This is a genomic window from uncultured Brachyspira sp. (genome assembly GCF_910578695.1).
Taxonomy (GTDB): domain Bacteria; phylum Spirochaetota; class Brachyspiria; order Brachyspirales; family Brachyspiraceae; genus Brachyspira.
The window spans coordinates 1-12,965 of record NZ_CAJTQJ010000050.1 but is presented as its reverse complement, the minus strand read 5'-3'; the positions used below and the strand labels follow the sequence as shown (position 1 = coordinate 12,965).

Below are 12,965 nucleotides of genomic sequence, written 5' to 3'. Positions count from 1 at the left end.
GTTGACAGTTGACAGTTGACAGTTGACAGTTGACAGTTGACAGTTGACAGTTGACAGTTGACATAAATTACCTATTTTTATATTTATATAAGTATATAATATATGTTAAAAAATGTCAATATGATATATTAATCATATATTGATAATTTTTATAAAAACTGCAAGTTGAAAAAAAACAAACCTAAAGATATACTAATATTAATTAAGTTCATTTTAAGGAAATCGATTTTTATGTCAGATGATACTCTTCAAAACAAAGTAGATAGTATGATATCTCATTATAAAGAAATATGTAATAGAGAGCCTAATAATTATAAAGCTAGGGTGGATTTCGGCATATTTTATACTCAGCTTGGCAATCATAAAAATGCTGTAGAACTATTCAAAGAAGCATTGCTGATAAATAATAATGACTATTCTGTATACAGACTTGCAGGAATATCATATACAAAATTAAAAAATTATGAAGATGCTGTTTTTTATCTTGAAAGAGCTTATGAAATAGAAAATAATGATTATATTAGTCTTAATTGGCTTGGCAAATGCTATATAGAAGCTGGAAGATATGAAGATGCTGTGAATGTTTTGAATAAATCATTTATGATATCGCCTAAAGAATATTTTAATTGGCGTACATTAGGTATAGCTTCGTATCATTTAAAAAAAATAGATGATGCTGTAGAATACTTTGAGAGGGCTATAGAACTTAATAAATATGATTATGACAGTCTTTATATGCTTGCTCTTTCTTATAAGGAAAAGTATGAATATCAAAAATCTATAGATATATTTAAAAAAATAATAGAAATAGAAAAGGATAATTATTCTGTATATTTCAATATGGGTTTTTGTTTCTTTATGCTTAATGATTTTAATAATTCTTTATCTTATTTTATAAATGCTTTGAATATAGATAGTAAAGATTATTTATTATACTATTATATTGGTGCTTCTTTTTATGAGATTAAAGATTATATTAATGCTATATCTAATTTAAATAAAGCCTTAGAGATTAATAAACATCATTCATCATCATATTATTATTTAGGATTATCATATTATTATGCTGGGCTTTATAATAATGCATTAAATATATTAGAAGAATGCATTAAAATAGGAAACTGTAATAGAGAAATATATATACTCCTTTCTGACATATATAATGCTATGGGAGATATAGAAAAATCGATTACAGCATTAAATAAATCTAAGGAATTTTAAAATTAATTATTATTATCTAAATTTGTCTGATTAATTATAATTCCATAACCGCTTATTTCAAGTAAATATTTATCATCTAATTTTATTATAAAATTTTTGTCTTTTCTCTCTATATCTGTTATTTTAGAAGCGGGATATTTACTGTCAATTACATTAACCATAGACTTATGTATGCAGCTTCTTGGTATGCCTTTAGCCTTTGCTTGATCATCTATAACGCTTATTTTTTTCCATAACCCTGTATCATAAAATATGAATCTATAACCGAAATCTATATCTACCTCATAACCTCCTCCGTTTTGATATAATGCTGCTGTTTTTATATTATTTCCTGGAAAGTTAAGATTCAAAAAATTTTTGGCTCTTAAAGGCAGAGAATTCTCTGTTATGGATTGAGAATATATATTTATATTAAATATCAATACTAATAATATTAATTTTATATATTTCATATTTATTTATTAATATCGTATTTTATATTTATAATATTAGATTTTTTTATTATTTATTACTATTATAGATTTACGGATTTCAATATATTTTATTTGTTAACAAAAATAATTATAGTTTTTCTAATATAAAGTAAGAAATATAATTACTAAATTAAGTAATATATGATATATAATAAAACACCCATACAAATACATTGTACAGGTGTTTCAATTATCAAGCAGCCATAAAAATTATTTCATAGCATTAATTTTTTTCATCATATCAGATTTTCTAGCACTAGCTCTATTTAAATGTATAACAGATTTTCTAGCAGCCTTATCTAAGGCACTTGCATATTTTTTAAATTCTTCTGAAGCAAGATTTTTATCATTGCTGTCTACTGCTTTAATTACTTTCTTTTTTTGCGTATTCAAGAAACTTTTAATTTTTCTATTATAAAGATTTCTAACTTCATTTTGTCTTAATCTTTTAGATGCAGAAGCTATATTAGGCATTAATTTACTCCGTGTTAAAATAAAAGCGGAGTTGACGGGGCTCGAACCCGCGGCCTCCTGCGTGACAGGCAGGCGCTCTAACCAAACTGAGCTACAACTCCAATTAGTTAAGGAATGTTTTATATTATATAGTAATTCTTTTTTTTGTCAAGTATAAAAATATAAAAAATAATTAAAATTTAGAATAATAATATTTCTTTTATTAATTTTTTTTACTTTCTTTTATCAAGGTTATTTATTTTTTTATAGTAAATAAAAAAAGCGAAGATTAAATATAAAACATATTCAAACTTCGCTAATAATTAATACTAATCTATAGCATTAAATCATATCTGAACATCCTGACTATAATCAATGCCGTCTTCTTCAAAGCCATGCATATTCATATAATCTTTTCTAAACAGCTGTAAATCTGCTATTTCTTTCAAATTATCTTTTGTTAATTTATTCCAAGCATCTAGTACATCTTTTTGAACATCATCTCTCATCTCCCAATCATCTAACCTTATTCTATTTTCGCTATCAACAGGCACATCGCCGCCATTATAAAGTTTTTCGCTTATAAGTCTGTACATTTGTTCTATGCAGCCTTCATGAAGTCCTTTATTTTTCATAACTTTAAATAATATTCCTATATATAAAGGGACTGTAGGAATAACTGCTGAAGACCTAGTTACTACTGCTTTATTTACTGAAACATAAGAATGTCCTTTTATTTTTTCCTGCATTTTTTTGTCTAATTTATGAGCTGTTAACTCAAGATTATCTTTAGCCTTTCCTATAGTGCCTTCTCTGTAAATTGCTTTTGTCATTTCAGGACCTATATACGAATAAGCAATATTAACAGCATTTTCTGATAACATATCGGCATTTAATAGGGCATCTGTCCATAATTCCCAGTCTTCTCCGCCCATAACTTTTACAGTTGATTTTATATCATCTTCATTAGCAGGCTCAATAGACACATTCAATAACTCTTCTGTCAAAAAATCAACTCCTATGCCGTTATATTTTTTACCTATAGGTTTTAAAGCTGATCTGTAAAGTGTTCCTGTAGATTCATCTGTTCTAACAGGTGCAGCCAAACTGTATATTACTAAATCTATTTTTTCGCCTTTAAAAAATGATTTAGCTTCTTTAATAACTTCTTCTTTTGAGGCATTTAAAAAAGCATCTAATATTAAATTTTTATCCTCTGCTTTGTCTCTTTTGGCAAAAGCAGAAAAAGCTTCATTATTATACCAGCCCGGAGTTGCTGTTCTTCTTGCTGTAGCTCCTTTTTCAAATGATACGCTCATAGTTTTTGCCCCTAATCCGTAAGCTATAGCTATTCTGCTTGCAAGTCCGTATCCGCCTGAAGCTCCTAATATAAGTGCATTTTTTACATTAGATTTTACTTTCGGCTTTGATTTTACATAATTAATTTGATTTTCTACTTCCTTAGCACAGCCTAGAGGATGAGCTGTTATGCATATATTATTTAATATTTTTGGCTCTACTACCATATTTTTTTATTCTCCTATTATTCATTTTTTCCAAACTAATTTTATTATACTTTATAATAAAATTGTTTTTTTTTCAATTAAAATGAAATCAAAATAATTATTAACTTTTTTAAATACTAGAAAGCTAAATATAAAAATTATGAATATACAACATTCATAGAATGCCAGAATATCAAAGCTAATAATTTTTATTAGAAATAATAATGAAGTTATTAGCTAATTTAAAACGAGTTTATCGATAACAATAACAATAAAATTAATTATACTTGCCCTCCATTTAGACTTTCTATTATTTTTTGATATTTATGAATTATTTTTAATTTTAAAATGTTATTTTTACTTTCGCTCAATAGTTTTTTAAATTTATTACTTATTAACAAAATTAATAAATACAAAATATCTGCAATTCAAATTTTTATTAAATTACATATTTCATTAATTATGCATTTAAAAAATTATTTTAAATATCCTATTAATTCATCTTCAATTTTTTTCATTTCTTCAGCAAATTCTTTTATATTATTGAAATTTTGATTAGGAATTTTTAAAGCAAATTTATGTATTTCGCAGTTAATATTATTATTATATTCATTGTTTAGATTTCCTATATAAGTATTTTCAGTATTTTGTTTGAAATTATTTTCTTCCAATGGATAAATAAAACCTGACTTTTTAGCATTAAGCGTAAAGCTATAAGAAACTATTTGATGCTTATCATTTCTGTCTATATTCTCATTATCTTCTTTATTAAGTCTTTTATATTTTGCATCAAGTACAATATTACATTCATTGCCGTCTGACAATTTATAGAAGTCTGGATAAACTCTCCAAGCATTATTGAGTAATTTAATGCTATTACCATTTTTTGTATTTCTGCTTTCTGTATGAATAAATTTTTCTTTACTTAAAAAAGTATTTAAATACTCTTCAAAAAGATATGCCCCGTCAAATAATAAGCCGTATACTGTATTATCATTGCTGCCGTATTTTAATTTTTCATACCTTAATATTTGAATGCATATTCTTCTTAAAGGCTCATATTCATAATAGTATGGATGCAGTAATTTTTTTAAGTTTTTATTTATAATACTTTCTCTTTTATTTTTCTCATAGCTTGAGGTAGAATAAAATATCTGATGAGTATAATCCTTTATTTCATTATCAGAATTTAGAATATATCTGTTTTTTGTATTTATATATTCTATAGTATGCCTTATTAATTGGGTTATATTATTATCATAACTGTACTCTCTAGTATTGTACGAAATTTTACCATTGAAAGGAATATTATTTTTAATGTATCTATTAATATCAATAGCACCTTTAACATTAGAATCATTATGCTTTATTAATTTATATTGTTTAAAAAGTCCCTGCCTTAATGCAGACTTAAAAAAAATAGCAAATATATAAATCAAAAAATCAAATGAATCATCATTATATGCACTATGCTCTAAATTAATAATATTAAGCGAAAGCACTTTCATAAGCATATAATGTAAAAAATAATCTTTATTATCATCTAATGCAAATCTTGAAGAAATTTTTATTTGTGTATTATTATAGCTTATAAATCCCATTAAATTATTAGTATGTATTTTATTATCATATAAATTAAATATTGTACTTTTTTCGTTTAAATCTTTGATTTCATCAAAACTATTTGGAAATATTAAAATATTATCTGAAATATTTTCTATAGAATGGCTGGCTATATATTGAATATTATTTTTATCTATTTCTGATAGCTCTGATATATCATATTTATTGTTATTATCTTTTAATTTAATAATTTTACTGTTACTCATATTATTATTTTTATAAATCTATTACAAAATTATCAATTATCTGCATTATCATTTTGTTGCGTATTATTATCAGGTGCTGTACTATTTAGCAGAAATTAGATTATAAGCATTTTCTAATTTTTTAAGTTTATCATCTATATTAGGCATACCTCTCAAATACTCAAATAAAAGCCCTTTTAAATGATTTTCCCATAAACTTGTAAATGCTTCTTCTTTATTATCACTTTTATAATAATTTTTTAACTTCAAGAAATAAGAAGCTCCTATATGATAAGATGAAGACAATTCGCATATACTTTGTTTTTCTTTTTCATTTTCATTTTCATTATATATAGCATTATTTAAATTATTCATTCTATTAATTGCTTCTTGTTTTATTTTTTTATCTAAACTTTTTAATATATTTTCTTGTGTATCTTTAGCTTTAATTTCTATAAAGGCGAATCTTCTGCGCATAGCAAAGTCCATACTTTCAACGCTTCTGTCAATATCATTCATAGTGCCTATTATATAAACATTCTCTGGTATATAAAAATATTTTTCTGATTCTTCATCTATTAAATTAGAGTATTGAGTAAGCACTTTTCCTTTAATGCCTCTATATCCGGGGTCAATAGCAAAAAATAATTCACCGAAAATTTTTGAAATCTCTCCCCTGTTAATCTCATCTATAATGAATACAAAATTTTTCTTTTTAATTTTTTCTATTGTATTAGTACTACTATTTTTTAATTCTTCTTCTATAACAGAATTATATTTTATATAAAAATTATGTAAGAAAGCACATAAATAACTTATACGACCTGCAAATCCTACCGCTTTTTCCATATTAGCTGTAGTTAAACTTCCATTGTCTTTTTGCTTTTTATATATTTTGTACCACTCCACATATTGATATATTTTACCATTTATAGTGTATTCATATTTTGATTTTGCTGTCATTAATAGTATTTCTTCTTCTTCATCAAAATATATATTTATATACGGTGCAACTAGTTTATTACTAATACCAGTTAATATAAGTTCATTATTTTTATTAAATTCTTCATATTTTTCATTTGCAAATTTTATTAAATATTTTTTTACGATTGTTTCATAATTCAATTCTGACTCTTCTTTTTTGCTGTCAATTAAATTATTTAATGCTCTTTTACAAAACTCTTTAAAAACTCCGTCCCTTCTTTCAAATCCAATATTTCCGCTATTATCTTTAATAGGTCTTAAGCCCTCAACAAAATCTGTATAATCATAAGATGGGTGAAACTGTACAAACTGGCATTGATTTTTAAAATTTTCGTATTCTTCCAATTCTTCAGTATATTCTTCATCAAAAATCATTTTTGCAGCAATTTGTTTTGCTAGGTATGTTTTACCTGTACCAGGCGCTCCTGTAAGTATGAGGTTGTGATTATTTTCTAATAATTTTTTATAATCTTCCATTATATCTTTCTTAAATTGGAAATTAGTATCATTTTTCAATAATCTTACGATTTTTAATGCGTCTTTTTTATCTATCTCTTGTATTATATTATATTGAAGATTATGCGTTGTATGAGGGTATGAAATACCATTTCCATTATAATCATTCCATTTATCTACATCTATTCTCTGTCCCCAACCATTTTTACCATCTTCTAAATTTTCATAAAAACATCTGCAATCTTCAAATTCTATATAACCATTATAATTATCAGAGCGGTATTTAAAATTATGATGATTAGTATTTATAACTTTTTCACAATTTAATTTTACTTTATTTAAATTACTATTTTCAAATCTAGGTTTTATGGCATAACCCCAAGCAAACTTTAAATCTGATTTTGCTACACCTAATATGATTATGTCGCCAATTTTTACTTCTTTTAAAAGCTTCCAATTCATTTCAAATTGTTCTTGGAAACCATATTCAAACTGACAATAACAATAATTGTTTTTATAAGCCATTTCTACTTTATTCCAATCTTTAACTCCATGTTTAAATACCCAATATCGCATTATATATTCCTTAAAAGTAAATTTATGCTATTTATTATATAAAAATTATTTATAAATTCAATGTAATATAGTATACTTTTTTTCTATTTAATTATATTTTTAGCATAAAATTAGAATATTATTATGCTGATGAAATTATTTTGTTATTATAAGATATGATATAATTTTTTTGATAATCAAAATTATTTTATTGCTGCTAAATATAAACTTGCTTTAAAATGGCTAATAACTAAAATTATGAATACCCAACATTTATAAAATTGCAGTGATAATTAACAAACAAGTTTTTATATACAAAATTAAGAAAAATGGGGCAATAATTGAAAATATAAAAATTATGAGTATCTGCCAAATTTATTTAAATTTATTGTCTCTTCACCTATTTTCTATTCACTGCATATAAAACTAAACTATAAATATAAATGATTAACAATAATATTAAATTACATATAAAATTTCATTAACTATGCGTTTAAAAAAGCTAAAAACTTAATAAAAATTAGGGCGGGAATTTTTTATTTTTATAAGGTTTTTTTACTTTATAATATGTAATAAAAAAAAGAAAATATGAGATTTGTATAAAAAGCAGTAAAGAAAAATGGCGGGCAGATGTAAATATAATAAGCAGATGTAAATATAATAAAATGTATATAATTAATTAGCTGTTAACATTAAAAATTAAGGCTGATATTTCCGAATATATATAATAAGAAATATAAAATTAATATAACAGAAGAAGAATATGGCTATAATAGAATTTAATATACCTACAAAAATAACATTCGGAGTTGATTCTTTAGAGTGTTTGGCAGATACTATAAAGAAGTACGGCGGAAGAACTGTATTAGTTACAGACGGCACTTCTTTTAATCAGACAGGATTAATAGATCAAATAGTAAATAAACTTAATGATAAGCTTATAAATGTTATGGTTTATTCTGATGTAAACTCTACAAGCACCAGCGATGCAGCAGATATTATTGCAAATCTCGTAAGATACAGCAAAGCAGAATCTATAGTTTCAGTAGGCGGATTTAAAATACAAAATACTGCAAAAGGAGCTGCTATTGTAGTAACAAACAGCGGAGAAGCATCTGATTATATTAATGGGCAGCCTGTATATCATAAGCCTCTGCCTGTTATAGCCGTGCCTACAATATTGGGTTCTTTATCTGAAATAGCTACAGGTATGTGTTTATATGATAAATATGATGAAATAAATAAGCAAAATAATGAAGCAAATGTATATACTTCTAACTGCATTATAGACCCTACTCTATATACTACAGTGCCTGCAAAATATACTCTAAGCAGTGCATTATCGGTATTTGCATTATCTTTTGATATATATATGAGCAATACCATTACAAGCATTACAGAACCTTTAATAGTACATGCAATGAAAATAAGCATGCAGGGATTAAAAAAACTTATATCCTACAGTGATAATATAGATAATATAACAACATTAGCTACAGCGAATATGCTATGTGCTGCTTCTGCATGTCATAGCAGTTTGGGGGCTATAAGAGCATTATCAATAGCTATAAACAGCGTATATGCAGTTAACAAATCTATGGTATGTTCTATATTACTGCCTCATATAATGGAATATTATATTACTGTAGCACCTGATAAATATGTTGTGCTTTCAAATGTAATAGACGGAATAGACCCTGAAATGACTCCTTTTGAAATAGCAAATCAATCTGCACAGCATATAAAACAGTTTCTGCATAATATTAATCTTCCTACAAGATTAAATGAAATAAATATAGACAGAAGTAAATTTGATAAAGTAGCAGAAATTGCTTTGAAGTATCAAGGTATGGAAAATCTGCCTAGAAGTATGAATTTAGAGTCTATTATGACCATATTAGAACAGGCTTATTAATCTTCGCTTTTAGGGGCATATTTATAAGGTTTTTTATGTAATGTATCTATAAGTTTTTTATTGGGCTTATAATTATCTATTGAAGGCAGAGTTTTATATTCTAACATACTGCAGTTATAGATTTCAGCATACTTATTGTAGGCAAAGCAAAGCAAATGTTCTAAATTAACCGTATCCAGCAGATTATAATGTATAAGAGAATCTATTGCAGATTCATCTTTTGTATCCTGATAATAATTCCAAAGAAGTACAGCAGTATAGCCATTAACTCCTTCCATATCATCGCCTCTGGAAATACCTATATCCTGCTCTATTTTTTTTAATCCGCCTGTATAACCCAAATCTTTAAGCAGAAAACGCAGATCTATTTGTGCAGATTTTATGGTTTTGGCAAAATATCTCTCCAAAAATGGTATATCAAAACAAGAACCATTAAATGTAACTATTATAGAATAATTTTTTATATATTCCAAAAATTCATGCTCATTTCTGCCATGTACAAATACTCTTATATCCTTACCGTCATAACAGCCTATAACTGTTATATGAGCTTTAGACGGCTTTATTCCTGTAGTTTCTATATCTAAGAAAACCGTTTTTTCCATAAAAAGAGGATAAAGTCTGTACATTATTGAAGAGGGAAATTTCTTTAAAAAATAAAAATAGTTTTTTGATTTATAATTGTAAATAGATTTAGGAAGCTCATTTTTCAAAGCCTCCCTAATACTGCCAGGCATAGCATAATAATCTATTTTTTCTAATGTATCTTCCCAATCAATAATGCCTTCTTCCCATAAAAGACTTTCTTTTTTTGGTCCGATACCCTCTATATGCTGGAATGTTTTTTTTATTAAATCCACATAATTCCTTTATTTTTATCATTATTTTCTTTTCAGCTTAACACCCTGAGGAGTGTCCATTATCTCTATTCCCATAGATAAAAGTTCATTTCTTATTTCATCTGCTTTTTTATAATTTTTTTCTTTCTTGGCAATAGTGCGTTCTTCTATAAGCTTATTAATTTTTTCTTCATCTGCATTATTTGCATTATTTGCATTATTTTTTTCTTTATCTATATTATTTTCTTTTTCTTTTCCTATTTTAAAGCAGTTAATAATATTATTCACTCTCTCTATGAATTTTAATATTTCATCTCTTGTATTTATATTAATATATTCAAAAGATGTATTTACAGATTTTATCAATGTGAATAATATCCCAAGTGCCTCTGAAATATTTAAATCATTATAAATAGAATCTGAAAACTTTTCATTGGAAACTTCTAAATCTTTTAATATTTTTTCATTAACTTCATTAGAATCAATTCTGCTTATATCTTTAAGTCTGAATATCAAATCATTAACTCTATCAATAGCACTTTGAGACTGTTTAATTCCTTCTATAGTGAAATTTAATTGTTTTCTATAATGCGAATTGATAAGCGAATATCTTATAGCCTCAGGAGAAAGCCCTTTATCAAGCAAATCTCTTAAAGTATAAAAGTTGCCTTTAGATTTGGACATCTTTTCTCCATCAACTATTAAATGCTCGCAGTGAAGCCAATAATTAACAAACTTTTCATTAAAAGCAGCTTCATTCTGTGCTATTTCATTTTCGTGATGAGGAAATTTATTATCAACTCCGCCTGTATGTATATCAAAATGCTTTCCTAAATATTTACAGCTCATAGCCGAACATTCTATATGCCAGCCCGGTCTTCCCTTTCCAAAAGGCGAATCCCAATAAATATCTCCGTCATCTTCTGTATATGCCTTCCAAAGTACAAAATCGCTTGCATTCTCTTTATCATATTCATCATTAAGAACTCTTCCAGAAGCCCCGTCTAATAATTCCTGCTTATCCAAATTAGCCAATTCTCCGTACTTAGAAAATGTGCCTATTTTGAAATAAACAGAACCCTCTGATTCATAAGTATGTCCGTTTTTCTTTAAAAGCTCTATAATATCAATCATCTCTTTTATATGCTCTGTTGCAGCAGGATTTACAGATGCTTTTTTTATTCCCAATATTTTTATATCTTCAAAGAATGCTTCTTTATATTTTTTTGTATAATCATTCAAGGAAATATGATTTTCTTTTGAATTTTTTATAGTCTTATCATCAACATCTGTCAAATTCATTACAAGTTTAACATTATATCCGTAATCTTCTAATACTCTTCTAAGCAAATCGCTGAATATATAAGCTCTGAAATTTCCTATATGTGCATAATTGTATACAGTAGGTCCGCATGAATACATACCGATTTCTTTGCTGTTAATCGGCTTGAATACTTCTTTTTCTCTGGTAAGTGAATTATAAATTACTATATTTTTCATATCAAAAAATTATTCCTTAAAATATGATTAATATTTTACTTAAAAGACTTTATTTGTCAAGAACTATTATTCATTTTTTATATAAGCATATAATTTCAATAAAAAATAACTGTATTGACAAACTAATTGATGACGATAATAAATATATAAAATTATAATGGAAATATGTTTTATGAAAAAGATTTTTGTTTATTTATTATTATCTTCATTTGTTTTTATATTATATAATAATAAAGTTTATTCTAAAAACAGCGTTTCATCTATGGTAAAGTCTATGCAGATAGAAGATGCAGCTGATATATCCATTTCAGATGAAAGCTATTCTATGACATTTTTAGAATTGGCAGAAAATTATGCTTCTGTCATTATGGATAAAAATGCATCTGCTAAGCAGCTTGAGGCACTTGGAAATTTAATTCAAATATGGATGAATGCTTTATCAGAAAATTATACTAAAGATGAGATGTTTAATGAATACAGCAAAATTACATCATCTTTATCATGCATGTCTATACATTTGATATTGAGAATTGCCATAAAAGATAATAATATACCTACGGAATCGGCACAAGACAGTATATATAATACCATTAATAATAAGTTTATACCATCATTTGCCGAATTTAAAAATGACGGCTGGAAAACGGAGTTTAATTTTTATGTCATTAATATGTCAGCGGCTGTATGCAAATGGTATGAAGATGAGTCTAAAAAATTAGACTATCCGAATTTTAAGGTATGGCGAGAAGGCGGCTTCTAAAACATTATTCATTATTCAAGGAGGAATTAAATAATGCCTAAAGCAGAAGAAAAAGAAAAGAAAGATATTAAAAGCCTAATATCTAAATATAAAGCACAGGCTACTGTAGTAATAAAAAAAAGTAAAACTGTTTAATTTTTTTATTATTGCTTATGATAAAAATTGCGGGACTATATGCCTGCAATTTTTATATTTAGTTTTCTAATATTTAATTGCTAATTTAAAATTAGGGGCTGTCCTAGATAAATAAAATTTGTTACTTCTAACTTAAAACTCTATATAATCATCTTATAGTTTTAAAATTGCTTTCGATAAGTACTGCCATTTTTAACAATACATAACACTCATAATTTTTACTATCAATAATAATGAAGTTACTGGCTAATTTAAAGCGAGTTTATCACTAGCAACAATAAAAATAATTTTTATTAGCAATAATAAAAAGTTTATCGCTAGCAATAATAAAAGAAATAAAAAACTTGTGAGTGCCTGACAT

Annotated in this window: 10 protein-coding genes and 1 tRNA gene; 3 read left to right on the top strand and 8 right to left on the bottom strand. The window is 25.8% G+C overall.

Annotated features, from left to right (window positions below; translation table 11 throughout):
• Window positions 1–231 precede the first annotated feature (231 nt).
• The gene (locus QZ288_RS10735) at window positions 232–1,221 is read left to right on the top strand and encodes a tetratricopeptide repeat protein (RefSeq protein WP_295158736.1); all 990 of its coding nucleotides are present in this window, start codon (window positions 232–234) and stop codon (window positions 1,219–1,221) included.
• A 2-nt stretch (window positions 1,222–1,223) separates the two neighbouring features.
• Here QZ288_RS10735 and QZ288_RS10730 read toward each other — a convergent pair whose 3' ends face one another.
• The 6 genes from QZ288_RS10730 to QZ288_RS10705 all read right to left on the bottom strand — a co-directional run bounded on the left by QZ288_RS10730 (window position 1,224) and on the right by QZ288_RS10705 (window position 7,476).
• Window positions 1,224–1,673, bottom strand: a complete 450-nt coding sequence (locus QZ288_RS10730; RefSeq protein WP_295158734.1) for a PepSY-like domain-containing protein — start codon at window positions 1,671–1,673, stop codon at window positions 1,224–1,226.
• 231 nt (window positions 1,674–1,904) lie between these two features.
• Entirely contained in the window at window positions 1,905–2,168 is a 264-nt protein-coding gene (rpsT, locus tag QZ288_RS10725; RefSeq protein WP_295158732.1) for a 30S ribosomal protein S20, read from the bottom strand.
• Window positions 2,169–2,194: 26 nt separating this feature from the next.
• A tRNA-Asp gene (locus QZ288_RS10720) sits at window positions 2,195–2,269 on the bottom strand.
• Between the two features lie 225 nt (window positions 2,270–2,494).
• Window positions 2,495–3,673, bottom strand: a complete 1,179-nt coding sequence (gene fabV / locus QZ288_RS10715) for an enoyl-ACP reductase FabV (RefSeq protein ID WP_295158731.1) — start codon at window positions 3,671–3,673, stop codon at window positions 2,495–2,497.
• A gap of 455 nt (window positions 3,674–4,128) precedes the next feature.
• Window positions 4,129–5,481, bottom strand: coding sequence for a restriction endonuclease (locus tag QZ288_RS10710; RefSeq protein WP_295158729.1), 1,353 nt, complete (start codon window positions 5,479–5,481; stop codon window positions 4,129–4,131).
• 81 nt (window positions 5,482–5,562) lie between these two features.
• Window positions 5,563–7,476, bottom strand: coding sequence for an AAA family ATPase (locus QZ288_RS10705; protein WP_295158728.1), 1,914 nt, complete (start codon window positions 7,474–7,476; stop codon window positions 5,563–5,565).
• A gap of 742 nt (window positions 7,477–8,218) precedes the next feature.
• Between QZ288_RS10705 and QZ288_RS10700 the strand changes: the two genes are divergently transcribed.
• Window positions 8,219–9,370 carry an iron-containing alcohol dehydrogenase gene (locus QZ288_RS10700; protein ID WP_295158727.1) on the top strand — a complete coding sequence of 384 codons (1,152 nt, stop codon included), beginning with the start codon at window positions 8,219–8,221 and terminating at the stop codon, window positions 9,368–9,370.
• Here QZ288_RS10700 and QZ288_RS10695 read toward each other — a convergent pair.
• A complete protein-coding gene (locus tag QZ288_RS10695) occupies window positions 9,367–10,230 on the bottom strand; it encodes a ribonuclease H-like domain-containing protein (RefSeq protein ID WP_295158725.1) in 864 nt (287 codons plus the stop codon). The two genes, QZ288_RS10700 and QZ288_RS10695, sit on opposite strands and share 4 nt — an antisense overlap.
• Window positions 10,231–10,251: 21 nt before the next feature.
• Window positions 10,252–11,709 (bottom strand): cysteine--tRNA ligase, encoded by a 1,458-nt coding sequence (gene cysS / locus QZ288_RS10690; RefSeq protein ID WP_295158723.1) that lies wholly within the window; start codon window positions 11,707–11,709, stop codon window positions 10,252–10,254.
• A gap of 172 nt (window positions 11,710–11,881) precedes the next feature.
• Between cysS and QZ288_RS10685 the strand changes: the two genes are divergently transcribed.
• The gene (locus QZ288_RS10685; protein WP_295158721.1) at window positions 11,882–12,469 is read left to right on the top strand and encodes a hypothetical protein; all 588 of its coding nucleotides are present in this window, start codon (window positions 11,882–11,884) and stop codon (window positions 12,467–12,469) included.
• Window positions 12,470–12,965 lie beyond the last annotated feature (496 nt).

Coding starts and splice junctions, on each gene's coding strand:
- QZ288_RS10735 (WP_295158736.1), top strand. CDS start 232: ATGTCAGATGATACTCTTCAAAACAAAGTAGATAGTATGATATCTCAT.
- QZ288_RS10730 (WP_295158734.1), bottom strand. CDS start 1,673: ATGAAATATATAAAATTAATATTATTAGTATTGATATTTAATATAAAT.
- rpsT (WP_295158732.1), bottom strand. CDS start 2,168: ATGCCTAATATAGCTTCTGCATCTAAAAGATTAAGACAAAATGAAGTT.
- fabV (WP_295158731.1), bottom strand. CDS start 3,673: ATGGTAGTAGAGCCAAAAATATTAAATAATATATGCATAACAGCTCAT.
- QZ288_RS10710 (WP_295158729.1), bottom strand. CDS start 5,481: ATGAGTAACAGTAAAATTATTAAATTAAAAGATAATAACAATAAATAT.
- QZ288_RS10705 (WP_295158728.1), bottom strand. CDS start 7,476: ATGCGATATTGGGTATTTAAACATGGAGTTAAAGATTGGAATAAAGTA.
- QZ288_RS10700 (WP_295158727.1), top strand. CDS start 8,219: ATGGCTATAATAGAATTTAATATACCTACAAAAATAACATTCGGAGTT.
- cysS (WP_295158723.1), bottom strand. CDS start 11,709: ATGAAAAATATAGTAATTTATAATTCACTTACCAGAGAAAAAGAAGTA.
- QZ288_RS10685 (WP_295158721.1), top strand. CDS start 11,882: ATGAAAAAGATTTTTGTTTATTTATTATTATCTTCATTTGTTTTTATA.